The organism is Methylobacter marinus A45, assembly GCF_000383855.1.
Classification (GTDB): Bacteria; Pseudomonadota; Gammaproteobacteria; order Methylococcales; family Methylomonadaceae; genus Methylobacter; species Methylobacter marinus.
This window is the reverse complement of the sequence record NZ_KB912877.1, coordinates 1,685,440-1,710,347: the sequence shown is the minus strand read 5'-3', so window position 1 is coordinate 1,710,347 and position 24,908 is coordinate 1,685,440. Positions and strand designations below refer to the sequence as shown.

Below are 24,908 nucleotides of genomic sequence, written 5' to 3'. Positions count from 1 at the left end.
CACTGTATGTCGCAAGATTCAATGATCGCGTTAACCCCGTTCCAATCCTCCCTGGACCTGCTTGATCTTCAGTTGGAGGCGCTGCTGGGCGCCGACAGCGAGGACAACCGCCAGGACATGGCCGAACAGCTCAGCGAAGGCTGGCAAGTTCTGGCCGGGCAACTGGCCGAAGCCGGCGCGCCGGCCTTGATGGACCTGATCGCCTTGTACGCCGAAAACCTTGATTTGCTGCTCGCGAGCCGCGAACACGGGTTGTCCGGCATGGAGCAGGCCCTGTTGCAGGACTGGCATGCCGCCAGCCGCGCCTGCCTGCAGGCGCCGTCCGATGAGCAAGCCATTGGCGCCTGGGTGTCGCTGCTGAAAGACCCAATGTGGCCGGAACCTGTGGGTGAGGACGACGCAGCCGAGCTGATCAAGGGCCTGAGCGGCTGCGCGGACGCCGAAGCGGATGTATCGTGGCCCGACGACGAGCCGTGCATGGAACCGCTGGCGGATAGGTCCGTGGAGCCGGTCGATCGGGAACTGGTGCAGATGATCAGCAATGAATTCGGCAAGGTCGCCGACGACCTGACTCATACGCTGGCCAAGTTCAACTGCGCTTCTCTGGCCGAATACCAACAGTCCCTCGGCGCCAACGATTTTCTGCTGGAAAACATCAACAAGGCCTGCGAAACGGTGGGACTGTTCGGCCTGAGCTATGTATTCAGGCGGCTGTGGCTGAACGTTGTCGCCAGGGCGCCCGACGATCATAACTACGACGAGGAATGCAACCTGTTCGGCATCGCGCTGATCCTGATTCAGGAATACCTGACCGACATCGGTAACGACAGTCACTGCAGCGCGCTGGTCCGGCACCTGCATGAACCGGACTGGCGCCGGCCGCTGCCGGAGGCATTGCTGGGCCGTTTGTTCGAGGCGCTTAACGTGCCCGTCAGCGATCCCGATACCCGGCGGGCCCATATCGAAAGAACCCTTGCCCAGCCGGATGACGTGTCGCTGGCGATACCCGGCGATGTCGACGGCGAACTGGTGCAGGCCTTGTTGCACGAACTGCCGGTGTTGACGGAAAACTTCTCGGCGGCGGTCCAGGCCATGATCGGCGCCGATGCCTCATCGGCGCGTCTGCTGGAGGCGCAACGCATCGCCCATACCTTGAAGGGCGCCTGCAACACGATCGGCGTGCATGGCATCGCCAATCTGACGCACAGCCTGGAAGCGATTCTGGAAGCGCTCAATACCGGACAGGCGCTGCCCGGCAAGGTGCTCGGGACCGTGCTGCTCGATGCCGCCGATTGCCTGGCTGCCATGTCCGATTGCCTGCAAGGGCAGGGGGAGCCGCCGGAACAGGCGCTGGCCGTTCTGCAACAGGTGCTGGACTGGGATTACCGGATCAGGAAGGAAGGCGTGGCCGGCGCGGCTGGTTCGGCCGATGCCTCAACAACAAGCCTGCCGGCGGCGACGGAAAATCCCGGCCATGACGACGATCGGGCCAAGGCCATGACGGCCATTCCGTCGCTCCTGCTCGACCAGATCATTGACGCGGCCGCCGAAGCGGGCAGCCTCGGCGAGCGGGCTCATGAAAAGCTCGACGGACTGCTGACCGGCAGCGATGAAATTCGCGAGCTGACCTGGCGGCTCAGCGAGCTGGTCGCCGAAATGGACCGGCTGGTCAACATCCGCGGCGTGATGGCCAGGGACAGCCGCGGCAACCAGGGCTACGACGCGCTGGAGCTGGAGCAGTACGGGGAAGTGCACACCTGTCTCAGCCGCCTGGCCGAAGCCGCGGCCGACGTGCGCGAGCAGAACGCGCAGATGCACCGGCAGTTGCTCGACGGCAAGAACCTGATGATCGAACAGCGCGTCGTGCAGAAAGAGCACCTGGAACGCGCGCAAGGCCTGCGGCTGGTGCCGGCGCGGAAGATCGTTTCGCGCTGCCGGCGCATCGTCAGGCAGACCGCGAGAATGACCGGCAAGGACGTCGAGTTGCACATCAGCGGCGAGCAGACCCTGATCGACAGCGAGATCCTGAACGGCCTGTCCGATGCCCTGATGCATCTGCTGCGCAATGCCGTCGATCACGGCATCGAAACGCCGGAAAGCCGCGTGCAAGCCGGGAAGCCCCGGCAGGGCACGATACGCCTGAGTTTCACAAACGACCGTAACGCCCTCAATATCAGCTGCCAGGATGACGGCGGCGGCCTGGACACGGCCAGAATCCGGGCAACAGCGCAGGACAAGGGCGGGGTCAGCGACCCGCGGGCGCTATCGGACGAGCAGCTGCAACGGCTGATTTTCCGCCCCGGCTTCTCGACCAGGGAACAGGCCAGCCAGGTATCCGGGCGCGGCATCGGCATGGACGCCATCCAGACGCAGGTCGCGCGCCTGAACGGCGTCATCGATCTGGCATCGACGCCGGGGCAGGGCCTGACCGTGACCATGAATGTGCCGTCAAACCGCTATGATGCGCCGATGATTCTGGTCAGACTGGGCGAGCGGACCTTCGCGATTTCGGAGCACGGTGTCGCGCATATTTTCTGCGCCCTGGACGGCGAGCCGGAGGCCGATGAGGACGGCAATCTTTATTATCAGGTCGAGCAACAGTGCTATGCGGCCGATACGCTGGGCAGCCTGCTCGGTCTGGAAGGCAAGAAAATCGTGCCCGACAAGGCGGCGGGACTGCTGTTAAAGGTCCGTGACGGCGATGAAAAAGTCGTGCTGGTCGAGCAGGTCATCGGTTACCGGAACCTGATGATCCGCCCCTTCGGCGATTACCTGCAAGGCGTTTACGGCGTCCTGGGCGGCGTGATGCTGGGCAGCGGCCAGGTCGCGCCGGTCATCGATCTGTTCGAACTGCTTGCCGATGCCGAAAGGCGCGCGCAGGCCGATAACGCCACAGGGTCGGCTCCGGTCAGAGTGCGCGCGGCAAAAACATGGGCGCTGGTCGTCGACGACTCCCTGTCGGCCAGAAAAGCCGCCGTGCAGTTGCTGAAGGATGCCGGTTTCGAGGTACAGACCGCCATCGACGGGCTCGATGCGATCGAGAAAATCGAGGCCCGAAAGCCCGACATCATTTTATCGGACCTGGAAATGCCGCGAATGAACGGCATCGAATTGACCCGTTACCTGAGAGCGGCGCCGGACCTGCAAGCTATCCCGCTGATCATGATCACTTCCCGGTCCAGCGAAAAACACCGCAGTCAGGCCGATCACGCCGGCGTAACGCTGTATTTGACCAAGCCGTTTAGCGACGACGATCTGATCATCAAGCTCAACGCTCTGCTGGAGCGACAGTTGATACAGGCGGCTTGATCAGGGAGGCGCGCCTTATGGTTTACAGGCGGTAATACTGCTTGAGCTAAGGATTTGGCCGTAAATAATTTCCCGGTTTGCGGAGGGCTGTAGGGCGACTCTACAATCAGTTTTAAATCCAAGCGACACCTGTGGGAGCGATGCCCTCATCGCGACTTGCGGCGTCTTTTGTCGCGATGAGGGCATCGCTCCCACGGGGCTCATAAAAAACGACATCGGGATGTTATTTCTAGCCGAATCCTAAGGATTCGGTTAAAAACAACTTTCCGATTTTTCGCTGAAAATCAGTGCTTATGTAGGGGCGAATTCATTTATGCCTTTTAGGGTATTCGCCCTGGGCGACTCAAGTCGCCCCCACATCTAAAATTCAGGGAAATTATTTCTCACCTTATCCTAAAAATTGATGTTATGCAGGTGCGAATTCATTTATGCCCTATGGGTACTTGTGCCCTTTGGGTATCCGCATTGAACGAAATCCTTATTGAGGCGCAGCCCATGTTTAAGCACAGACATGATTATGGCCAAGCCCTGACTGCGTAACATCAGTAAAACCCTTCAGTCCCTGACGGCATCAGGAGGCGGACTGGCCGGCCATGGCCGCAGCCTGATTTGGTCGATCGTCCTGGCCGTAAAATGAGAGCTCGGACAGGACGGCCTGCAATTCGTCAAAGTTGACCGGTTTGGTCAGATAGTTGTTGAACCCGGCCGCTTGCGCCCGTTCGCGATCCACCTCCCGCCCATAGCCGCTCAGGGCAACCAGATGCGTCATGTCCAGGCCGGGATGCCGGCGCAGCGTCCGCGCAACGGTGTAGCCGTCCATGCCGGGCAGGCCGATGTCGAGCAGCATGACCTGCGGCGGAGCGGTCAGCGCCGCTTGCAATCCCGTCAGTCCATCGTAAGCCAATTGTACGGTATGGCCTTCGCCGGTCAGCAGCAGGGACAGCGTCTGGGCGGCGTCGCGGTTGTCGTCGACCACCAGAATGCGGAGCGGGTTTTGTGCCGGCGCCAGTTCCTTGGGAAGGGGAGCCGGGATTTTCGATGCAGGCGGCAGAGCTGGCAGTCTAACGACGAATTCGCTGCCCTGGTGCCGGCCTGCGCTGGTGGCCCAGACCTCGCCGCCGTGCATGGTCACCAGGCTTTTGACCAGCGCCAGACCGATGCCCAAGCCGCCCTCCGCGCGGTCGATGGTGCTGTCCACTTGATAAAAGAGCTGAAACAGGTTGGGCAGCGCCGAGGGATCGATGCCGCGCCCGCTGTCGCGGACCCGGATGAGGATATCATTGTCCACTGTCTCGACGGACAGCATGATCTGGCCGCCGGCGCCGGTGTATTTGGCGGCATTATTGAGCAGGTTCGACACGACTTGCGACAGCCGGACCAGATCGCCTTCAATATAGACCGGTTCGGGCGGCAGCTGAACCGAGAAGGCATGGCGGCGAGTCTCCATCAGCGGCTGGCTGGTTTCGACCGCCCGCTGGATTACCGCCGAAACTTCGAGTCTATCTTTCTTGAGTTCGATTTTGCCGCGGCTGATGCGGGAGACATCCAGGAGATCATCCACCAGCCGGACCAGTTGCTCCACCTGACGGTCGATCACGTCCCGGCACCAGGCCAGTCGCGCCTCGTCCAGTTTCGGACACTTCATGAGCCGGACGGCATTGCTGATCGGCGCCAGCGGGTTGCGCAGTTCATGGGCCAGCATGGCGAGGAACTCGTCCTTGCGCCGGTCGATCTCCTTCAGCTTGTTTTCCGCGCATTTGCGCTCGGTAATGTCCTCGACCATCGCGCCGAAGCCGGTGATTTCGCCGGCGCCGCCGTACAAGGGATACCAGCTTTCGTTCCAGTAGCGCGTTACCCCGGGCATTGCCGGGGTTTCCCCGCTGAATTCGCAGTTCTTTACCGGCTCCCCTGTCGCTAGAATCCGATCGACGACGCTTTCCGCAGTGGAAACCAGCGCCGGCACGATATCGTGGACGCGTTTGCCGATATGGGCCTCGGCGGGCAGGCCATTGATGGCCGCGAGACTGTCGTTGATGAGGACATAGCGCAACTCGCGGTCGAAATAGGCAAAGCCGACCGGTGCTTGCGCCATCAGCGAGTCGAGCAGCGCATGCGTCCTGGCCAGCGACTCCGCCGCCAGTTTTCGCTCCGTGATGTCCTGGACGATACCCGTCATGGAGACGGGATGTCCCTGCAGGTCCTGCTTGAGACGGCCCTTGGCATAAATCCAGCGGATATTGCCGTCGGCACGGCGGATGCGGCATTCAAAACTGCAGTCATTCAGGGTCTGAAGCGCGGAATTGAAGTGTTGGCTGACGCGGTCTCTATCCTCCGGCAGCACATGTTCGATGAACTGTTCAAAAGTCCATTCGGGCAAGAGTTCCTGATAACCAAAAATTTGATCATGCAACAGCGTCCGATGGGCAGTGTGGTTTTGCAGATTCAACTCCCAGGCGCCGGCCTCCAGGGTCGACAGGGCGAAATCCAGACGTTGCTTATTTTCTTTGAGGATTTGCTCCTGTCGTTTGCGCTGGGTAATATTCAGCACAATGCCTCGGTAGAGGATGAGATTGCCCCGGTCGTCGAAAATCGGCTGGCCATTGGACATGATCCAGCGCTCCTGGTTGTCTGGCAGGTTGGCGACCCGCCATTCCAGATTAATTTCACATCCGCTGCCGACTAAATCATTCAATCTGGCAACCACCGGCCCCTGATCATCGCCATGGACACTCGCCAGCCAATTGTCATACGAGGGCGGCGTGGCGGGATGGAGTCCATACATTAACTGAAGACCTTCCGACCAGAAAATCTGGTTAGTCTGTAAATCCCATTCCCACAAGCCGGCGTGAATCGAATCCAGGGTCAGCATCAAGCGTTCATGGTTTGTTTTCACTTTACTGTCATTGCTTTTCTGCAATGCGATCTGGCTGCGCTTCAGCCTCTCGTGCGTGATGCTGATCAGAATACCCATCACTGTGAAGATCAAAATGGAATAGCTGTGCTGTAATTCCTGCACACGCCAGGCTCCGTAGGGAGGCGCAAAAAAATAAAGGGCCGACATGGCGGCGATGACAGTAGCCATTATGCCGCCCCAAAATCCGCCGATCCAGGCACTGAAAAACACAGCCGGATACAGCAATAGCCACGTCAATGAGGGAATATAAAGCCAGAGCCATTGCTGAAGGATTACCGCGATAACGGCAATGAGGACGGCACTCATCAAGCGAAGAACTTGCAGGGATCGGGCAGGTAAGGGCATTGACATAGAAGGTCTCATTAAAAAAGCAAAGATCGTCGGATCATGTCGGCATCAGTCTGAATTCGATTTCATTTCTCTTGAATCAGATTCGGATTGTTAAAAGTAAGTTCTTCTATGCAAGCCAGTAACTTACTGGGTATCAGTGGCGGCAACCGGCCTGATGTTTGTTGCGGCAAACGCGCTCGGTCATGCATTCGGCTTAATTTCATGTTGGGGATCGACAACCCTCCGGGCTGGCGGCTGGACGTCCAAGATACCTTTTGAAGCCTGAATAGGGCCGTATTTTCTAATGTGGTCGTATGAAATAAAGAGTCGGCCGGGATACCCGGAAGACCTTTTAAAAACGGAGGTTTCCCATTCGGGGTAAAATTCGCTGCCGATGGTGTTGCCGTTATCCGATTTCATTTCATGGTATTTTTAATTCGCCCGATGGCATGAGGCATTCACCGCGCACTATACATTCAGCCGAGTGGCCAGAGCCAGTGTTTATTGACATTCTCAGCACTGGCATGAACATGACAGGTGCGGCTGGCCTTTAATGTCGCACGGCACTGAACCACAAAGGCAGTATTCTTTTAGTAAATTCATTTGCTGAAATACCTGTACCGATATCGAATTTAATCGCTAAATTTTCGAACACGCGCCATGTTTTAATATCCAGCCGGTGTACAATTCGGAGCGGACTCTATCACCGGCCGAATGGTTAAACAAGCATTTGTTGCGCATCCTGACTGTTAGAATGATCACCCAACAGTTATGCCGTGCAAAGCTTGGAGGCGGGTTTGATGGGCATCCGTGGTTGAGATGCATCAATTAAATTAATCGATGTACTGATATCGGAATGGGATGATCAATGATCGGCAAATTCATGGACCGCTTTTTACTGATATTAAAAACCTGAATAAATTAGACGGCATACGAAAACTCTACAATGACTAACTAGACTTCACTCATGGGCTCTTGGCACGATTATCAACTGATTGGTTACACCGTTGACGGTGAAAACAAGCAAATCATTTTCCAGATGCTTTGGGCGTCCGAAACAAAAACAGATATTTCCCGGGTCAATGTGGCATTCAGCGGTGTCGAGGGTTATCATTTTGAACGTGACATGGGTGAAAATATCGTCAGTGACATTAAAGTCGTACCGCTCAAGCCTTTCCTGGTCAAAAACGCACGGTTCTTCAAACAACAACGGCAGTGGGGCTGGCCTTTGTTCTGGCAGGGCTCCATGGCGGCAACGCTCGCCTATCTCGAGAGCAAGCACGTGCAGTGCTGGGAACTGTCCGCTTCTTTCGGCTTGAGCGGCTGGCTGCTGGCTCAGGGCGAGCCGAATATTCGTTTTATTTAACGGGGCCGTCAATGATGACAATCAGGTGACCGTTCTTTTACCATTCGGCATAAAAATCATGTCCGATACAACCCCAGGGGGCAATCATTGCGAATGACAAGCATACTGGCCATCAGCGGCAGCCTGCGCGCACGGCGCTTTGAAACGCCATCGGTATTTTCATTGAACAATCATAAACAGGAGAGTTATGAATACTTTTTCAATTCGCCAGGCTGTGGTGTCGGATATCGACGCGCTTGCGCCCTTGTTTGACGGCTATCGGCAGTTCTATGGACGCGAAAGCGATGTTCGCGCCGCCCGCGAGTTTTTATTGGCCCGCTTCAATCATGGCGAGTCGGTCGTGTTCATTGCCCATGACGCGAACGTGCCTGTCGGCTTTGCCCAGCTTTATCCGGGCTTTTCGTCGGTCTCGCTGGCCAGAACCTTCGTGCTCAACGATCTTTTCGTGCGCGAGAACTGTCGACGGAAGGGCATCGGCTCGCTGTTGCTGGCGGCGGCCGTGGAGTTCGGCGAATCATTGGGGGCGGTGCGCCTTTCGTTGTCGACGGCAGTCGGCAACGAGACGGCGCAAGCGCTGTATCAATCGGCCGGTTGGCGGCGCGACGAACAGTTTTTTGTCTATCACTATGCGATTCCAGCACAATAACGCCATAACCGGCAGCCAGATAGGATGTGCCGAATGCAGTGAAGCGCATCAATCGGAATCGATGCGCTTCCTTTTGTCGATAACAGCCTGATCAACCAATCCATCTTATCGTGTCAGAGGCTACCATTATCGGTAGCGAGGAAGGGGAAAATGAAAGGTAGTTGTTTATGCGGGGCCATTGCGTACGAAATCGACAGCATTGACATGCCGGCCGGCCACTGCCATTGCCGAACCTGCAAAAAGGCGCATGCGGCGCCGTTTGCCGCCACCGCCGGCGTCATGCGCGAGCACTTCCGGTGGCTGCGGGGCGAGGACAGGCTGTCATCGTTCGAGTCGTCCCCGGGCAAGCTGCGCCATTTCTGTTCCGTGTGCGGCTCGCATCTGGTCGCCGAACGCACGGGCCAGCCTCACGTCATCGTTCGTCTCGCGACCCTCGACGAAGACCCGGGCGTCAGGCCCGTCATGCACATCTGGACATCGCATGACGTGCCGTGGCTCGAATACGAGGCTATTCCGGCTTATGCGGAATGGCAGCCGGGGCGGTGATACAATCGCCGTTTTGTCTGGATAGAGCAATATCGTGAGTCGTTTATTCAACCTGCTGGCCAATCTTTTTCCGTTCTGGGTGCTGATCTTCAGCGGTTTGGCGCTGTTTTTTCCCGCCTGGTTTACCTGGTTCAGTGGGTCGATGATCGTCTGGGGTCTGGCGGTCATTATGATCGGCATGGGCATAACGCTGAGCTTTGAGGATTTCCACCGGGTAACGCGCTCTGCCCGGCCGGTCTTGATCGGCATTGCCGCGCAATTTGCCGTGATGCCCTTGCTGGGCTGGGCGATCGCTTCGGCCTTTGCGCTAGAGACCCAGCTGGCGGTCGGGCTGATTCTGGTGGCCTGTTGCCCCGGCGGCACCGCATCCAATGTAGTCAGCTATATTGCCCGCGCCGATGTCGCCTTATCGGTGCTGATGACCATGTGCTCCACGTTTGCGGCTGTAATCATGACGCCGCTGCTGACCCGATGGCTGGCCGGCGCCTATGTCCCGGTCGATGCCTGGAGCCTGTTTTTCAATACCCTGCAGGTTGTGGTTCTGCCGGTGACGCTGGGCATGCTGCTGAACCGGTATACGCCCCGTCTGGTGCAGGCCGTGATGCCTGTCGCGCCCCTTGTTTCGGTGATCGTCATCGCGCTGATCTGCGCCAGCATCATCGGCGCGAATGCCGGCACGATCAGGGATTCCGCGCTGCCGCTGCTGAGCGCGGTGGCACTGCTGCATCTGGGCGGCTTTACGCTCGGTTACGTGATGGCGCGGCTGTTGAAGCTGGAAGAACGGGTCTGCCGCACGATCTCCATCGAAGTCGGCATGCAGAACTCCGGATTGGGCGCGGTGCTGGCCAGGTCCAGTTTTGCGCAGATGGCGCTGGCGCCGGTTCCGTCGGCGATTTCGGCCAGTTTTCACTCGATCATCGGCAGCCTGTTTGCCGCCTGGTGGCGTCTGAAGTCGGCCGAACGGTCCGCATTGAACACTGAACCGGATACGGGTGAAAAACGTGATGAAATAGCGGCTGAGCTGTCCAAACGGTCTGCGGAATGAGGCGGTTGATTCAGCGCATCCAAGCGGCCGGTAAGCAGAGTTATGATGAATCCTTCACTATTCAGGAGAAGAAAATGCCAAAATTCATGGCCAAAAGCCTTTTGATTTTCATCGCTTCGGCGTCTTCGCTTGCCGGCCCTGCGGGCAGCGGAACGGATCAGCTGCGCTATCTGGAGGAAAGCCGCAACATCGCAAAAGAGTTCATGCAGACCTTGGGCGGCACGTTGAAAAAGCAACTGGAAGCCGGCAGTCCGGAAAGTGCGATCAGCGTCTGCAAGCGCATTGCACCGGCGATGGCGGCCGGTTATTCGAAAGACGGCCGGGTGGTCAAACGTGTGTCCCTGAAAAACCGCAATCCGTTGATAGGGTTGCCGGATCAGTGGGAACGCCAGGTGCTGGAGGATTTCGACAGAGACTTCCACGATGGCAAGCCGGCCGCCGATATAGAAAAGATCGCCATCGTTGACGATCCCGACGGGCGCTGGTTCCGCTACATGAAAGCGATACCGACCCAGCCGATGTGCCTGCAATGCCACGGGACATCGAACGATATACCGGCAGGCGTGAAAGCGGTATTGGCGGAGGAATATCCGGAAGACAAGGCGACCGGTTACAAGGTCGGCGACATACGCGGGGCGATATCGATCAAGCGGCGCATGTAGCGCTATGCCGCCAGAGGTTTTCATAAATCCGGTAGGGTACGAGACTGTGAAAGTATTCAATTTAAAAGATTTAACCACGAAGGACACGAAGCACACGAAGTTTTAAGTTATTGATTAATTATATTTTTTCTTCGTGTCCTTCGTGTCCTTCGTGATCTTCGTGGTGAATAAGGCTTTTTTATGACGCTTTTCACTAATTCTTTCACAGTCTGGTACCCTACTGTATTTTTTCAGGCAGGCCTGTCAATAACAATAGTCAATTTTTACAACAGCCGTTGTTTTCAGATAACGGCTGATTGCGCTAGCCGGCTCCGGCTAAAGCCCGTTTCTCTATCCGGCCTCAGTCATCCTGGGGTTTTGGCGTTTTTTCGGTGGATGCGGGCAGCATCGGGTAATGCACGTCAGGCTTCTTGCCGGTCAGACTGTGCAGAAAGGCGACGATGCTGTTTGCCTCTTGGTCGGTCAGGGTGATGCCCAGCTGGGTTTCTCCCATGATTTTGACCGCTTCGTTCAGGTCCCATACCGCGCCGTTATGAAAATAAGGGGCGGTTTCGGCGATGTTTCTGAGCAACGGCACTTTGACCATCCCGTCGGCATCCCCTTTGAAATCGCCCAAATCGGCATATTTGTAGGGTTTGACGGTAGGAAATTTCTGCATGGAGGCGCCGCCTATGCCCACGCCGTTGTGGCACGAGGTACAGCCTTTATCGATGAAGGTTTTAAGCCCTTCTTTCTCTTTGGCCGTTAATGCTTCATTGTGGCCGTGCATGAAGGCGTCAAACCGGGAAGGCGTGACCAGCATGCGTTCAAAGGCGCCGATCACCTTGCCGATATTCTTCAGCGTCACCGGATCTTGCTGGTCGGGGAAGATCCTCTGGAAGCTGTCCACATACTCGGGGAGAGAGGAAATGCGCTCTATGGCCAGCCCTGTGGGCATGGCCATTTCCGGTCCGGCCTCGATGGGGCCGGTCGCCTGGTCCTCGAGGTCGGGGCTTCTGCCGTCCCAGAACTGCTTGACGTTGAAGGCCGAGTTATAGACGGTCGGCGAGTTGAGGTGATGGGGGTTGTGCTCCCATCTATGGCCGATGGCGGTAGGGATGCCGTCAACGCCGCCCAGGGCCAGGTTGTGGCAGGTATTGCAGCTGATCAGGCTGCTCTTGGAGAGCCTGGGATCGAAATAGAGCTTATTCCCCAGTTCAAGCTTGTCCTTGGTAATCGGGTTGTCGGGGTTGTCGATCAGCTTTAAGAGTTCGGCATGCTTCTGTGAGATTGGCTTAAGGCCCGCATCGGCCGCTTTCTTGACCAGATCCTCTGCCGCCAGGGCATGGGTGCCGAGACCAACAAGAATTAAGGCTGCGCCTTTGAGTAGTTTCATAATGCTCTCTTCTGCGTTGAGGACAAATTGTTTGATCGATTCTCGCGGCGACGGTTCAGAAGGCAACACGATAAAGCCGATGACCGTCTGGCCCAGGCTAGCTGCGTTTAGTCATCACCCTATCCGCCGTCACTCGACGTACTGGCGACGATATTCAGATGGGTCGAGATATCGATGCCCGGATCGACCAGGATACGCTCGCCGCCATGCTCGAAGGCAAATCGTTTTAACGCCCGGAGCTCAATAAAATAGCCGGGGCAGACGGCTCCCGGCTCGAGTTCTGGAGGCATCGCCGCATTGCAGCGAGCATCCGTAACCGGGCGTGGATCGGTGCTCTGGTCCGTGATCCAGTGGAAAAAAGCATGACTGCCCGGTTGCGGGATATCGTTGCGGCTGTCTACCAGCCAGACCGGGTGGTCCATGTTATGGTAGAGAAACGTGGCCTTGCCTGGCTTGCCGTTCAGGAACCAGCCGATTACGCACGCATTGGCCGGTGTATCATCACCACAATGCCGTGCCACGGGATAGCCTTCGGGCGTGACCTCGCCGGTATAAGTGATGTACAGGAAGCCATAGATATCGCCGTTATGCAGCAACTGGCTTTGCTGATGGCTGTCGATGTGGGTGCCGAACAGGAAAGAGAAGGGCAAGACATGATCAACTTGCCAGTCCGGCTCGGCGGACCATGCGGAACCGGAAAACGGGTTGAGCATCAGGATGAATGCAACATGCAAGCAAATTCGTTTCATAGACATGGCAGACCTCTTTTCTGTGATGAAGCATGATTGATGAACCCGCCGGCGTCTGTCCGGCGGGAATTGTTCTTCAGCAATTCAAGAAACCTAGCCTGATCCATTTTAGTGAAAAGCCCACGCCCGGTAATGCCTTTTGAGTGTTTGTTGAGAATGGATGTGGAACAGTCCCGGCCTGCCGCCGGCTTGGCCGGGATGAATATGGAAAACTGTCGAGGAATTTGACAGCAACGGTTTCCGCTATCGATGATTTTTAGCGTAACTTATTGAAGAATTGGCTGTTTTTTGCTCTGGCGTGGGGTTTGCTTTTTTATCGATGGCTTGCTTTTTATCTAAATGCGCCGCAAGACACCTTCCTTTACGTGGGTGATGTAGCGGCGCATTGGTGATAGCCAATCAAACGGGGCGTTACTGCTGCTCGATATACTGTTTTAGGACGGATAGCGGCGCTCCACCAACGGAACCAGCAAAATAGCTTGGACTCCACAAAACACCTTTCCAGTAAATCCGGTTTAATTCATTAGCATAATCTTTTCTAAGCATACGGCTCGATACCCCCTTCAAGCTATTAACCAGTTTTGATATTGAAACCTTGGGTGGGTAATAGATTAGCAAATGGACATGATCTTTTTCGCCATTGAACTCTTCAATAGAGCACTCAAAGTCGTCGCAAACCTTTTCAAAATAATTTTTAAGCGAGGTGAGCATAGCGTCTGTAAATGCAGCCTTGCGGTATTTAGTCACAAAGACCAAGTGAACATGCAACATGAAAACGCAATGACGACCCGCTCTTACGTCCATAAACACTTTGACAGACCAAGTTAAAATAAATACTATCGTATCATGAATAAAACGATACGAAAAGCCTTCAAATTCAGGCTTAAACTTACCCATGAAGCTGACGCAAAATTAAACAACTATGCCGGCGGATGTCGTTTTGCATGGAACAAAGCTTTGGCATTGAACCTTGATCGACTTAATGATAAGCAGCCTATTTTGTGGTATCTGGAGCTTAATTTCTGGGCCACCATCTGGAAGCAATCCGAAGAATACGGATTCCTTAAAGACGTTCCATCGCAAGCGCTACAGCAAAAACTTAAAGACCTGGACAAAGCATTCAGGGATTGTTTTGACAAAAACCAGCCGCTAAAACGTTGCCCGGTATTCAAGAAAAAAGGGCTATCCGATAGCATCCGATTCCCGCAAGGCTTTAAGATCGATCAAGAAAACAGTCGAATTTTCCTACCAAAGATTGGCCTTGTGAAATATCGCAATAGCCGTCGTATAGTCGGGAATCCAAAAAACGTAACCATTAGCAAAAAAGGCAAGCACTGGTACGCGTCCATCCAGGTCGAATATGACGCAATGGATATGCCGCACAAGTCAACATCAATAGTCGGTATTGATATGGGTGTTAAGAAATTTGCAACACTATCTGACGGAGTCGTATTCGAGCCATTAAACAGTTTCAAGGGAAAGGCTGAAAAGTCAGCCAAGCTCCAGCGTAAGCTTAAACATAAAAAGAAATTCTCAAGTAATTGGAAAAAAGCAAAAGCAAAAATCACAAAATGTCATGAAGAAATAGCCAATGCTCGTAAGGATTACCTTCACAAGGTCTCAACTGAAATCAGCAAAAGCCACGCGGTTGTAGTGGTTGAAGATTTGAAGGTAAGAAATATGAGCAAGTCAGCGAAAGGCAGTATCGACAAGCCGGGAAAAAACATAGCTCAAAAATCAGGATTGAATAAGTCGATTCTTGATCAAGGATGGGGCGTGTTCTTTCAAATGCTTGAATATAAACAAAACTGGAATGGCGGCATGGTGCTGAAAGTACCTGCGCATCATACTAGCCAGACCTGCCCTTGTTGCCAGCATGTAGCTAAAGAAAATAGACTCACGCAAGCAGAATTTGTTTGTGTTGAGTGTGGCTACACCAATAATGCTGATATTGTTGGCGCAATCAATGTATTAAGCCGGGGACACCGGCAGTTAGCCTGCCAAGCGAGTGGCGCAGTAATGCCACCGGCAACAGGAACCAGTGACAAGCGGCGACGCAAGGTCACTTCTGAAAAATCAGGAATCACCGCCTCTTTAGGGCGGTGAGGATGTCAATGCGAAACTTACCTTGATCAAGGCAATCAAACTGACGGGTTCAGAAAAGGAGGCATGCATGAGAGTCCTTGAGAGTTTACTGAGAACGCCAAGACTCGGGTTCACCATTGCTGTACTGCTTTTGCTTTGCGGAGGATTGTTGCCTGCCAGCCGCCAGGCTGTCATGGCGAGTCCAGTTGCCTGGTCCATCACAGGGTCCGGAATCCCATCAGCCGTTATCAATACGTTCACTGACCGGGACCTGAGCTACAGCCTGAAACGGGGCGCGGATTTCGCCGGGAAAAGCGGACTCTTCTCGGCGACAGCCCCTGAGTCAGTCAGTTACCATTTTCTTTGGAGCTACAGCGGCATCCTCGTCTTCTTTCAGGTCATCGCCTTCCTGGGCAACTCCACCGGTAAGATCCTGGCCGATTCCGGCCTCGAAAACGGCTGCGCCGCGTCCCCGGCCGGTTTTCTCCTCAGCGGCGGGTTGGCATTTCCGGACGGGACAGCCGGCGATGCCACTGGCTGCATCATGGGCGTTGGCAACCTGGATTCGGATAACAGGCAACAGCTGGCGGAGCCCGAAACGCTCATGCCGCTGGTATTAGGCCTGCCGGGATTAAGGCTGTCCGGGACCGGCGCCGGCCGGGTGCCAGACCGCCGCTAATGAACCGCGAGCGGGGAAGCCGGACTTGCTGACCGGCACCTATTCCATAAGCCCATGCAGAGCACATGCCGATCGTACCGATGTTGTTCCTGATACCGGCTGTATCTTCTGATTTGACGCATCCTGACGTTGTGCCGCCATGGCGCAAGAAGCGAACGTGCAAGGCTTGCCGGCACGCCGCGACTGCCAACCCGGCTCCGCCGCCGTCAAAACCACCTCAACAATTGACTGCCCGCCCATGAACAATCCCGATTCGAAAACCAAACCTTTGCCCAGCAAGCCGCTGGCCTTTCTCTGGCATTATATGGGGATACGTCCCTGGCGCTTCGCGGGACTGATGAGTCTTATCATCGGCGGCGCGCTTTGCGCGGTGGCGGTGCAATACGGCATGAAGCTGCTGGTCGATGCCATGGCCGGCGGAGACCGGGAGCATGGCAAGGTCTGGTTCTCCCTGGGGCTGTTGATCGGCCTGATCGTCATCGAGAATATCCTGTGGCGCCTCGGCGGCTGGCTAGGCTGCCGCACGGTCGTAGCCAGTTGCGCGGATATCCGCGTCGATCTGTTCAAATACCTGACAGGCCATTCAATGCGCTATTTCAACGAGCATTCGGCGGGCTCGCTGGGCAACCGGATCTCGGCGCTCGGCAATGCGTCGGGCATGGTTTACGGCGGGCTGATCTGGAAGATCGTGCCGCCCATCGTCGATTTCCTCGGTGCCGTGATCGTGCTGCTTAGCGTCGACCAGCGCATGGCACTGGCGCTGATCGGCTTCGTGCTCGTGGTTGCCGCGCTGATTACCGGCTTCGGCATCCGCGGCCGCGACAAGCACCAGCAGTTCGCCGCTCAGGCCGCGCGGGTCGGCGGCGAACTGGTCGATGCCGTGTCCAATGTCTGGACCATCAAGGCGTTCTCGGCCCGCGACCGCGAAAGCGAACGTCTGGCCCGGGAGATCGGCCACGAAGCGCACGCCCAGCGGCACAGCTGGATGTATCTGGAAAAAGTCCGGGTGATACACGATATCTGCCTGTCGCTGATGGCCGGCAGTATGCTGGTCTGGGCCATCAACATGTGGCTGGCCGGCAATGTCACCACCGGCGATGTGGTCATGGTCAGCGCGCTGACTTTCCGCATCCTGCACGGCTCGCGCGATCTGGCCCTGGCGCTGGTGGACAGCACCCAGCAGATCGGCGCCATTGCCGACACTCTGCGCATCATCAACCAGCCGCACAGCCTGGATGATCCCGAGGTCGGCCTGACCCTGGAGGAAGGCCGCATCGACTTCGAGGACATTCACTTCAGCTACCGGGGCCGCCGCGAGGTATTCAAGGACTTCAGCCTGCACATTCCGGCCGGGCAAAAGGTCGGCATCGTCGGCCCCTCCGGTGCCGGCAAATCCACCCTGATCAGTCTGATCCAGCGTCTCGACGACGTGCAGGGCGGGCGTATTCTGATCGACGGCCAGGATATTCGCGGTGTCAGCCAGGACAGCCTACGGGAGAAAATCGCCGTGGTGCCGCAGGAGACGGCGCTGTTCAACCGCACCATTCTGGAGAACATCCGCTACGGCCGTCCCGATGCGACCGACGAGCAGGTGTACGAAGCCGCGCGGCACGCCTTCAGCGATGGCTTTATCCGCGAACTGCCGAGCGGCTATGAGACCCTGGTCGGCGAACGCGGCGTGATGCTCTCCGGCGGCCAGCGCCAGCGCCTGGGGCTGGCCCGCGCTTTTCTCAAGGACGCGCCTATCCTGATTCTCGACGAAGCCACTTCGGCGCTTGATACCGAAGCCGAGACCGAAATCCAGGCCGCGCTGAGCCAGCTGATGCAAGGCCGCACGGTGCTGGCGGTGGCGCACCGGCTGTCGACGCTCTCCTGCTTCGACCACATTGTCGTGCTGCACCAGGGGCGGATTGTCGAATACGGGCAGCCTCATGAACTGCGTCGGCGCGGCGGCGTGTTCGAAACGCTCTGGCGTTTGCAGGCCGAAGGCTTTAATCAGGAGCCAGGCGAGCGCATGAAACGGACCAAAAAAGCACCCGGCAGCGTAAGTTCGCTGGGCTGCGACACCGAGTAGCGGGGGCTGGCATTCCGTTGGCTCGAAAACGTTCGCTCCAACGGAACGGAGAACTGGTTAGATACCGGGTGGGAACTTGCCCGGCCTATGTTTTTTGCGAGCGGCACAGGATGGCGCATGCATGATAAAATGTCCGGCATTTGAAACGCCAGCCCGATGGGCGCGCGTTTGGTCCATCCCACGCACTTAATCCAGATGAATGATATTAACCTGAACAACAACGACTTTATTTGCTACTGCAGCGGCACGACCAGGGAGAAAATCAAGGAGCTTGTCGGCAACGGCATCGACGACCTGGACACCATATCCAGGCTGACAGGCGCCTGCGCGGGCTGCGGCTCCTGCGAGATGGCGGTAACGGAATTGATAGCCGAACTATAACTGACGCATGGGACGTATCGGCCGATAATAAACGCGGCATTTGCGGCCGGCGGGCGTCCCATGAACCCCGGTTTTTAGCGATAGGTAATCTTCGCGGCCCCGGAAACCGCCACCTTTCGGCGGGCAGGAGCGCCAGAGATGATAGCACGGCTCGCCCCTGAAATATCGCCAGCAATCGAGCGGGAGGCGAATGCCGATACATTGGCGGCCCCTGACGCAGACAGATTGATTTCTTCAGCCTGAAGCAACGATGCATCGAGGCGGCCGGAACCGCTTATCGAGGCGGTCAATTGTGTCATGCTGCCGGTCGCCACAATTTTGCTTGAGCCATTGACATTCAGGGTTACGGCCGGGCCGGACAGGTTCATGAAATTGGCGGAACCGGCTCCTGAGAGGGTGACGGACCGCGGGCTTGGCCCTGAGGCATCAACGCGGATGGGATCATTCAGGCTGACAACCGAACCTTTAAGATCAACAGTCAAGCGCCCGTCAACGACGCTCGTGGAAAGCAGCGGCAACACATTCGCTGGCGCGGTCACCTTTAGCGCGCGGGTATCCGATACCTCATAGGTCATCTGTACAGGCGCATCGATCTGGATGTCATTGTAGGGGGGAACCGATCTTTCCTCCGTCTGCTCCGGGCCGCTGGCCTTCACCGCATCGCCGGAGACCACTTTGCCGTTGATGATAACCACGCCGTTCCCCGAGACGGCAACAGTGCCGCCGGTCGTGTTAACGTACGTATCGGCGTGCGCAAGGCCAGTGAATATCGGCAGGCAGCAGACTAAAGGACTCATGGATTTATGGATAAACGACATGCTTTTCATCCTCATGCTGGGTAATTTTGCTTTACGGGTAGCGCTCAGCCATTAAAACACAAATCCGCCTGATTCTGGCTTCTGCTTGCGCGGAAATGAGACGAAGCAGGAATATTTTTTACGGCATCCGTTTTTTATACTACCGCAGGTGCGGATTCAGTTAAAAATAAACTCGATTATTCTTTCAGGTTATGGCTGTTTCCGTGGGAGCGATGCCTTTATGCCCTTTGGGTATACATCGCGACTTGCCTGATGGCACAACCCTCAAAGGTCAATAAGGTCATCAATAGAGTCTGCCCCCTATTGATTATTGTTCGGATAGCGAAAGCTGAGGACCTCACGGTGTTTAGGCTCATTCACATCAAAAATATCTCCGTCGCTTCTTGGAATCAGTGGATTCGTCGATGAACGGTTCGACTTTACCGAAGCCGATATTCTATTTCCACTGAAAGCTTGGATTGTAGAGCAGTTTGTTTTTTCGAAAAATCAAATCCATTTGGGCAAAAATCGTTCTGATGATTTTGATCGTCTCTAGGGTATACCCCCCCTTATTGAGCATTACACATTCTGCTTTGTGGGCAAAGGCAACATCAGAGATTTCGGCGCGGCTTGGGATGTTGGTTTTCATTTTGTTCTCAAGCACTTGGGTTGCCAAGATGACGGGTATATGCGCCGCCGTACAGAGATCGAGGATCTCTTCTTGCATATAGGCTAGGTTTTCAAATCCGATTTCGATAGCCAAATCACCCCGTGCGATCATGATGCCGGAATTTCCGTACTTGATGAGTGTTTCGAGGATGGCCGGGAGGTTGTGAACCCCTTTTTTGGTTTCTATTTTTGCAACAATCGAAATCTCCCCTTTTTTTCCTAATTTTTCGAGTTCGTCGATTAGATCGGTAATATCTTCAGGCATTTGGGTAAAAGAAATACCGATAATGTCCGCGTATTCGCAGATATGTGGGAGAACTTCTCTATCATGATCACAGATGGCATGGAGCGCGATGTCGCTATTTGGAAAATTGATCCCCTTTTCGTCTTTAATTTTACTCCCCTCATCACTGTGCGTTATAACGCTGCACACGATGTTTTCACCAAAGATTTCATCAATACAAAGTTCGATTTTTCCATCGTCTAAAAAGATAGGATCTCCGACTTTGACTAAGCTTCCGACTTTATCCAATGTACATCCTATGACGGCATCATAATGTTTTGTTTCTTTTTCCGATGGTGACGAATCACTGGTATGAATAAAGATTTTGTCACCGCAAAACACTTTAATCTTTTTTTCTTTATCCGGTTTTTTCGATTTTTTTAGGCTGGTTCGGATTTTCGGACCCGAGAGATCGACGTAGATTTTTAAATCTTTATCTTCGGACGAGACTTTTTTGATTTCTTTTGCCATCTTGCTCCATGCATCAGGGGTGTCGTGCGCGGTGTTGATACGAAACAGGTGTGCCCCCTCTCGTGAGAGATCACTAAACCAGTTCTCATGGTAATCCGTGGGGACGGTAATCATAATCTTGGTTTTATTGCCAATATTGGAAAAAATTTGAGCATTTTTATCCATGATCGCATGAGAGGCTTCATAGCTTAAGCGGGATTTTTGATGAGGGAGCCCTTTGTTTAATGCTATGGAAAGTATCTCTAGGGCGACATTCACGCTCGCTTCCATATGGGCTTGGGATCGTCCGAATGAAGAAAGTCCCACTTTGGTGAGATCATCTTGCAGTTGTGAGAAATCGTATTTTCGCAGGTTGAGGTAGTGGTGCAGGTTGAGTAAAGAGAGATTGTCTTGTTCGGGATCGATGCCGAGTGTCATTTTCTCCTTCAAATCGAGTAGTCGTTCAAAAATATCAGCTAAAAAGGCAGATTCTATTTTTGATGTCGAAGGGTGTTGATTTTTTCGCATATTTAACCTTATAAAGCGTAAAGCTTGTGATTCTCAACTGTACGCTAAAAAGATTGCAAAATTGTGTCAATGGCCAATGGAATTGAGCCAGTTTCGGCCATTAAAGAAGGCAGTGAAGTAGGGCGGTTTCGCGCAGCAAACCGCCATTTCAAGCAGGCCAGCAATATTGTGGAACATGACAGTTTTAAGACCTGATGTTACGCGGCCAGTTGAAGTTAGATCGATTTAATAAAGTGTCGCTAGCGCGACGTTTTTATTTAATCGGGTTTATCGCACCCGAAGGCGAGTTACGCTGAGAAGCCCATCCTTGGGCTTCTCCCTTCGGGTCAGCTAAAGCTGACCAAATTCGCTCCTGGCGAATTTGTCTTTGCGCGGCCTCGGCAATTGCTCCTGCATTGCTCTACCTCCTGCATCCATGCAGTCGAAAAGAAAGTAACCAAAGACAAATCTGCCTGGAGCGGATTTGGATGCGAAGCACGCGCAGCGCGAGTGCCTGGACGGCACGAGTCAGCAGGCCGCCCGTTGCCGCTTGCTCCCTGTGCCCCTCGTTCTTGTGCCCCTTGCGGGTATTCGCCGAGGGTTGCCAAAGGGACTCCTGTCCCTTTGGCAACGCGCTTCATCCATGAAGCGCCCCTTCGGGCTGCTCACTCGGCACATCCCTGTGCCTCGCCCTTTGGGTGCGATGCATGCAAATCGGCTATCCTGCCGATTTGTCTCGGCAAAAGCTGCGGTGCTCGGCGCGGCAAACGGGATGAAACCGCTCGTGCGTAACATCAGTTAAGACTATGTTTGTCGGTGGATTGCCGAGGCAAATCCATCCTACGATTCATCCTTCATACGGTCATTTATAACCTAAATTTGGTTATTCCTAGAAAGCCAATTTTTCACGAATAAATTCTGTTTTTTGATAAGCTCGTGGTCTCCTCTACCAAACGAAACCAACTCATCTATTTCTGAAAAATCAGCAAGAAGGGAGCATATATTTTTCTTCAACCAATCGGGAAGCGTCTCCCAAAGTTCATCGATATTCGATTCATCAAATAAGCCAATGACTATAGATACCACTTCTCCGGAGGTGTAAAGTCCATTAGCGTGATTCTCAAGTAGTTCTTCTATTTCACTCTTAGTCTGTGAAAAGCTCATCTTATTGACCTCCTCTCATCTTGAAGACAAGTTGATCAGCCATGTCCCAAGCTTTCTCATGAAAGTTTCCAGCAAGACCACCTTGGCGCCTTGTAGCAATTAGTTTGTTCAGCTCTCGAGCACGCATAGCCCCTCTCTCCGCAAAAATATTTCTCAAAGCATTGAGCTCATACATTTCATGAGAAATGTGAGCTACTATTGATTCATCACTATTTAAGATATTGGCGTTGAACCTAACAGGAATTTTGCCAGTCGTTTCGTGAAAAAAATCATCCCATTCAACCCAATCATCTGGTTTGTAATCTCTCAAGCGATAAAAATATTCCGCATCCGCGTCTGTTCTAGTCCAGTTTTTCATAAATCCGATAGTTATATCGTCACCGATTTCAACACCATATGATCGAGCAAGATCAGTCGCTTCCTGTTGAGTTCTAATTACACCATCTGCATTCAAATTATATGGTGCTAATCTTGGGTTTTCTGCTGCTCCACGAATGCGAATATTGTCTGGAACACCCGAAGTATCCTTACCCGTCATTGTATCGAGAGAGATTCTTTCACCGACAGGTCGATTTCCATTACCGGGATTTTTCCCGATATCCTCACGCCCCTGTCTCTCCCTCATCCCTTTCAGTTCCGACGGCGTCGCTGCCGACGATGATGATTGAGATGAACTATTCGGACCGGTTTTATTGCTTACCAGCTTGGGATTTCGTTTCAGATCGTCCCAGTTCCTTTCAAGCCAGACGACAAACCCGTCAGGCAGTTTGTTTTTCCGCAACAGCGCGGAGACTTCGGCCAGGGTTGCGTCGGCGGCAGCGCCGGTGCCGCTCCGTGATAGGGTCTGCGCTGTCGAGAGCGCGGCCTGGCTGGAGCTGACCGCGCCTTTTTTCAGCACATAGGCCAGCAGGCCCTGGAGGATCAGGCGGAATAAAATGCCCACAGCTTGGGCCAGGCCTTCAGCCGCCCGGTCGGTTTCGAACTGCGGGTGATGATGATCGGCCGCATACCAGGCACGGCGGATGGCGTGCGTGAGAACGGCGGTCAGTTCTCCCATTCCCTGGCCAATGGCAACCGCCAGAAATCCCAGCCCCATCCAGGCAAGCACAGCGGTGCCGATTTCCAGACCTAATTCAGCGCCCACCACTGCGCCGGGCGCGGCGCTTACACCGCCCAGAAATAAGCCGATGGCGGCGCCGACGGCTGTGCCGGCCACGACACTGATGCCGAGCATCGCCAGCATCTGGAGAAGACCGGGCAGCAAACCGGCTTTAATCTGGTCCAGTTGATAGCCGGTTTCCTGGTAAAAAACTGCTCCAGGCGTAGCGCCAGGAAATAGGCCATGACGACGGGTTCCAACCCGTTCGAGGATTGGTGGAAGTTGAATCTCCTGGGGCGTAAGGTAACGCCTAGGCGGGGAATTTTGATGGAGCAGGCCCATCATAGTCAAAACCACAGGCTTGAAAAGGATTGGCAGTGAATCGATAAAATGCACTGACCCAAAGTAGGCGTTTAGGCGACGCAGTGAAGTGCATTAATCGCGAACGATGCGCCTCCTGTCGTCGGCAGCATCCTATGAGCTAGCGCACCTTATCGCGGTCTAATCTTAAATATTGTAAAATTTAAACAATAAGACGACAAAAATCTTGAAAAACACCAAGGACGACAGACCGCTCACTCATGATCCCTAAAATCAATCATTCATGGAATCTCACTGAATCAGAAGCACGCCTCTTGCAACTAGAGCTAGCGGCTAAATTGATAATGGAAGACCAGCTTAACGAAATTCACCTTGTCGCTGGGGTTGATGTGGCTTATATGAAGCACAGCGATAAATTAGTAGCAGCGGCGGTTATTTTGGATGCTAACACATTGGAAGTTATAGAAACGGTTACCGCCGAAGACCATGTACAGTTTCCTTACATCCCTGGTTTATTTTCATTTCGGGAATTGCCCCCACTCATCAAAGTTTTTTCCAAAATAAACCACACACCGGATTTAATTGTGTGTGATGGACAAGGCTATGCACATCCTCGCCGCTTCGGACTGGCTTGTCATTTAGGCGTTATTTTTGATGCACCGGTAATTGGCTGTGGTAAGACTCGGTTGCTTGGTGAGCATAAACAGCCAGATACAGAAAGAGGCGCTGTCGCACCTCTTTTTGATAACGGCGAAGTTATTGGTAATGTGCTGAGAACTCAAAACGGCATTAACCCAATTTATGTTTCCATTGGTCACCGTATATCACTAACAACTGCTTGTGAATGGATTTTAAAGCTTTCGCCTAAATACCGCATGCCGGAGACAACTCGGCAAGCAGATCAAGCAGTTCGATTAGCATTAAAAAAAATTAATTAACCTTCAGCTTTTAGCTTCCTCATCCTTAATAAAACTTGATGCATTGGCGAACCTTCTATAAGGGTTCTCTTGGTAACGAGTTCGCCATCTTGTGACCATTCCTGGTACTCAAGCTCAACACCATGCTCACGAAGACATAAAGATTTTATTTGTCCATTTCCGTACCACTCTGTGGTTTTGGAAGGAGCAACGCCTCGCTCAGCGAGCCATTCCTTACTTATCTGTCCATTTTCATGCCATTCACGGCAACGTCCTTCTGGAAAGCCATTCACATACATTACTTCTCTCCGAAGTCTCCCATTTGGAAAATCGGCATAACCAATGCCTGTAAATGGCTTTCCATTCAGCACTAAAGCGTCATCTTCATAATGAAGATTAGCTTCATGAATTCGCACAAAGGAAGTGAAGTAGGGCGGTTTCGCGCAGCAAACCGCCATTTCAAGCAGGCCAGCAATATTGTGAGATATGACAGTTTTAAGGCTACGTTTGTCGGTGAATTGCCGAGGCAAATCCACCCTA

Annotated in this window: 20 protein-coding genes; 11 read left to right on the top strand and 9 right to left on the bottom strand. The window is 54.0% G+C overall.

Annotation, left to right across the window (positions count from 1 at the left end; genetic code table 11):
• The first annotated feature begins 6 nt into the window (after nt 1-6).
• Nucleotides 7-3,309, top strand: coding sequence for a hybrid sensor histidine kinase/response regulator (locus METMA_RS0107785; RefSeq protein WP_020158516.1), 3,303 nt, complete (start codon nt 7-9; stop codon nt 3,307-3,309).
• A gap of 571 nt (nt 3,310-3,880) precedes the next feature.
• Here the strand turns inward: METMA_RS0107785 and METMA_RS26330 are convergent.
• Complete coding sequence (locus METMA_RS26330; protein ID WP_198014480.1) at nt 3,881-6,574, bottom strand: hybrid sensor histidine kinase/response regulator; 2,694 nt, start codon at nt 6,572-6,574, stop codon at nt 3,881-3,883.
• A 946-nt stretch (nt 6,575-7,520) separates the two neighbouring features.
• Here METMA_RS26330 and METMA_RS0107770 point away from each other — a divergent pair.
• The 5 genes from METMA_RS0107770 to METMA_RS0107750 all read left to right on the top strand — a co-directional run bounded on the left by METMA_RS0107770 (nt 7,521) and on the right by METMA_RS0107750 (nt 10,818).
• Nucleotides 7,521-7,919: a hypothetical protein gene (locus METMA_RS0107770; RefSeq protein ID WP_020158513.1), complete on the top strand. Its 399-nt coding sequence runs from the start codon at nt 7,521-7,523 to the stop codon at nt 7,917-7,919.
• A 187-nt stretch (nt 7,920-8,106) separates the two neighbouring features.
• A complete protein-coding gene (locus tag METMA_RS0107765) occupies nt 8,107-8,565 on the top strand; it encodes a GNAT family N-acetyltransferase (protein ID WP_020158512.1) in 459 nt (152 codons plus the stop codon).
• Between the two features lie 150 nt (nt 8,566-8,715).
• Nucleotides 8,716-9,111: a GFA family protein gene (locus tag METMA_RS0107760; protein WP_020158511.1), complete on the top strand. Its 396-nt coding sequence runs from the start codon at nt 8,716-8,718 to the stop codon at nt 9,109-9,111.
• Nucleotides 9,112-9,145: 34 nt separating this feature from the next.
• Nucleotides 9,146-10,156, top strand: coding sequence for a bile acid:sodium symporter family protein (locus METMA_RS0107755; RefSeq protein WP_020158510.1), 1,011 nt, complete (start codon nt 9,146-9,148; stop codon nt 10,154-10,156).
• A gap of 74 nt (nt 10,157-10,230) precedes the next feature.
• Complete coding sequence (locus METMA_RS0107750; protein WP_156830471.1) at nt 10,231-10,818, top strand: Tll0287-like domain-containing protein; 588 nt, start codon at nt 10,231-10,233, stop codon at nt 10,816-10,818.
• Between the two features lie 340 nt (nt 10,819-11,158).
• Here METMA_RS0107750 and METMA_RS0107745 read toward each other — a convergent pair whose 3' ends face one another.
• From METMA_RS0107745 to tnpA, 3 genes are all read right to left on the bottom strand, one after another.
• Nucleotides 11,159-12,193, bottom strand: coding sequence for a cytochrome-c peroxidase (locus METMA_RS0107745; protein ID WP_020158508.1), 1,035 nt, complete (start codon nt 12,191-12,193; stop codon nt 11,159-11,161).
• 119 nt (nt 12,194-12,312) lie between these two features.
• Complete coding sequence (locus tag METMA_RS0107740; RefSeq protein ID WP_156830470.1) at nt 12,313-12,948, bottom strand: hypothetical protein; 636 nt, start codon at nt 12,946-12,948, stop codon at nt 12,313-12,315.
• Nucleotides 12,949-13,353: 405 nt separating this feature from the next.
• On the bottom strand, nt 13,354-13,746 hold the full coding sequence (gene tnpA, locus METMA_RS0107735) for an IS200/IS605 family transposase (protein ID WP_027147130.1): 393 nt from the start codon (nt 13,744-13,746) through the stop codon (nt 13,354-13,356).
• Nucleotides 13,747-13,788: 42 nt separating this feature from the next.
• On the opposite strand from tnpA, the gene METMA_RS0107730 reads away from it, so the two are divergent.
• From METMA_RS0107730 to METMA_RS0107715, 4 genes are all read left to right on the top strand, one after another.
• Nucleotides 13,789-15,048, top strand: coding sequence for an RNA-guided endonuclease InsQ/TnpB family protein (locus METMA_RS0107730; RefSeq protein ID WP_020158505.1), 1,260 nt, complete (start codon nt 13,789-13,791; stop codon nt 15,046-15,048).
• Nucleotides 15,049-15,115: 67 nt separating this feature from the next.
• Entirely contained in the window at nt 15,116-15,706 is a 591-nt protein-coding gene (locus METMA_RS0107725; protein ID WP_156830469.1) for a hypothetical protein, read from the top strand.
• A gap of 139 nt (nt 15,707-15,845) precedes the next feature.
• Nucleotides 15,846-17,780, top strand: a complete 1,935-nt coding sequence (locus METMA_RS24235) for an ABC transporter ATP-binding protein (protein ID WP_020158503.1) — start codon at nt 15,846-15,848, stop codon at nt 17,778-17,780.
• Between the two features lie 195 nt (nt 17,781-17,975).
• Nucleotides 17,976-18,161, top strand: coding sequence for a (2Fe-2S)-binding protein (locus tag METMA_RS0107715; protein ID WP_027147129.1), 186 nt, complete (start codon nt 17,976-17,978; stop codon nt 18,159-18,161).
• 74 nt (nt 18,162-18,235) lie between these two features.
• On the opposite strand, the gene METMA_RS0107710 is transcribed toward METMA_RS0107715, so the two are convergent.
• From METMA_RS0107710 to METMA_RS0107690, 4 genes are all read right to left on the bottom strand, one after another.
• Nucleotides 18,236-18,979 (bottom strand): GIN domain-containing protein, encoded by a 744-nt coding sequence (locus METMA_RS0107710; protein ID WP_027147128.1) that lies wholly within the window; start codon nt 18,977-18,979, stop codon nt 18,236-18,238.
• 436 nt (nt 18,980-19,415) lie between these two features.
• Nucleotides 19,416-20,888: a pyruvate kinase gene (locus METMA_RS0107705; protein ID WP_020158500.1), complete on the bottom strand. Its 1,473-nt coding sequence runs from the start codon at nt 20,886-20,888 to the stop codon at nt 19,416-19,418.
• Nucleotides 20,889-21,740: 852 nt separating this feature from the next.
• Nucleotides 21,741-22,031, bottom strand: coding sequence for a hypothetical protein (locus METMA_RS0107695; protein WP_020158498.1), 291 nt, complete (start codon nt 22,029-22,031; stop codon nt 21,741-21,743).
• Between the two features lies 1 nt (nt 22,032).
• Nucleotides 22,033-23,475, bottom strand: coding sequence for a DUF6861 domain-containing protein (locus METMA_RS0107690; protein ID WP_020158497.1), 1,443 nt, complete (start codon nt 23,473-23,475; stop codon nt 22,033-22,035).
• Nucleotides 23,476-23,711: 236 nt separating this feature from the next.
• On the opposite strand from METMA_RS0107690, the gene nfi reads away from it, so the two are divergent.
• Nucleotides 23,712-24,389, top strand: a complete 678-nt coding sequence (gene nfi / locus METMA_RS0107685) for a deoxyribonuclease V (protein WP_020158496.1) — start codon at nt 23,712-23,714, stop codon at nt 24,387-24,389.
• Here the strand turns inward: nfi and METMA_RS0107680 are convergent.
• Nucleotides 24,386-24,904: a toxin-antitoxin system YwqK family antitoxin gene (locus METMA_RS0107680; RefSeq protein ID WP_084254098.1), complete on the bottom strand. Its 519-nt coding sequence runs from the start codon at nt 24,902-24,904 to the stop codon at nt 24,386-24,388. The two genes, nfi and METMA_RS0107680, sit on opposite strands and share 4 nt — an antisense overlap.
• Nucleotides 24,905-24,908 lie beyond the last annotated feature (4 nt).

Bases quoted from the DNA above. Each gene is read 5' to 3' on its own strand.
- METMA_RS0107770 (WP_020158513.1), top strand. From the start codon at position 7,521: ATGGGCTCTTGGCACGATTATCAACTGATTGGTTACACCGTTGACGGT.
- METMA_RS0107785 (WP_020158516.1), top strand. From the start codon at position 7: ATGTCGCAAGATTCAATGATCGCGTTAACCCCGTTCCAATCCTCCCTG.
- METMA_RS26330 (WP_198014480.1), bottom strand. From the start codon at position 6,574: ATGTCAATGCCCTTACCTGCCCGATCCCTGCAAGTTCTTCGCTTGATG.
- METMA_RS0107765 (WP_020158512.1), top strand. From the start codon at position 8,107: ATGAATACTTTTTCAATTCGCCAGGCTGTGGTGTCGGATATCGACGCG.
- METMA_RS0107740 (WP_156830470.1), bottom strand. From the start codon at position 12,948: ATGTCTATGAAACGAATTTGCTTGCATGTTGCATTCATCCTGATGCTC.
- METMA_RS0107715 (WP_027147129.1), top strand. From the start codon at position 17,976: ATGAATGATATTAACCTGAACAACAACGACTTTATTTGCTACTGCAGC.
- METMA_RS0107725 (WP_156830469.1), top strand. From the start codon at position 15,116: ATGAGAGTCCTTGAGAGTTTACTGAGAACGCCAAGACTCGGGTTCACC.
- METMA_RS0107695 (WP_020158498.1), bottom strand. From the start codon at position 22,031: ATGAGCTTTTCACAGACTAAGAGTGAAATAGAAGAACTACTTGAGAAT.
- METMA_RS0107750 (WP_156830471.1), top strand. From the start codon at position 10,231: ATGCCAAAATTCATGGCCAAAAGCCTTTTGATTTTCATCGCTTCGGCG.
- METMA_RS0107710 (WP_027147128.1), bottom strand. From the start codon at position 18,979: ATGTCGTTTATCCATAAATCCATGAGTCCTTTAGTCTGCTGCCTGCCG.
- tnpA (WP_027147130.1), bottom strand. From the start codon at position 13,746: ATGGACGTAAGAGCGGGTCGTCATTGCGTTTTCATGTTGCATGTTCAC.
- METMA_RS0107730 (WP_020158505.1), top strand. From the start codon at position 13,789: ATGAATAAAACGATACGAAAAGCCTTCAAATTCAGGCTTAAACTTACC.
- METMA_RS0107705 (WP_020158500.1), bottom strand. From the start codon at position 20,888: ATGCGAAAAAATCAACACCCTTCGACATCAAAAATAGAATCTGCCTTT.
- nfi (WP_020158496.1), top strand. From the start codon at position 23,712: ATGATCCCTAAAATCAATCATTCATGGAATCTCACTGAATCAGAAGCA.
- METMA_RS0107760 (WP_020158511.1), top strand. From the start codon at position 8,716: ATGAAAGGTAGTTGTTTATGCGGGGCCATTGCGTACGAAATCGACAGC.
- METMA_RS0107690 (WP_020158497.1), bottom strand. From the start codon at position 23,475: ATGATGGGCCTGCTCCATCAAAATTCCCCGCCTAGGCGTTACCTTACG.
- METMA_RS0107745 (WP_020158508.1), bottom strand. From the start codon at position 12,193: ATGAAACTACTCAAAGGCGCAGCCTTAATTCTTGTTGGTCTCGGCACC.
- METMA_RS24235 (WP_020158503.1), top strand. From the start codon at position 15,846: ATGGCGCAAGAAGCGAACGTGCAAGGCTTGCCGGCACGCCGCGACTGC.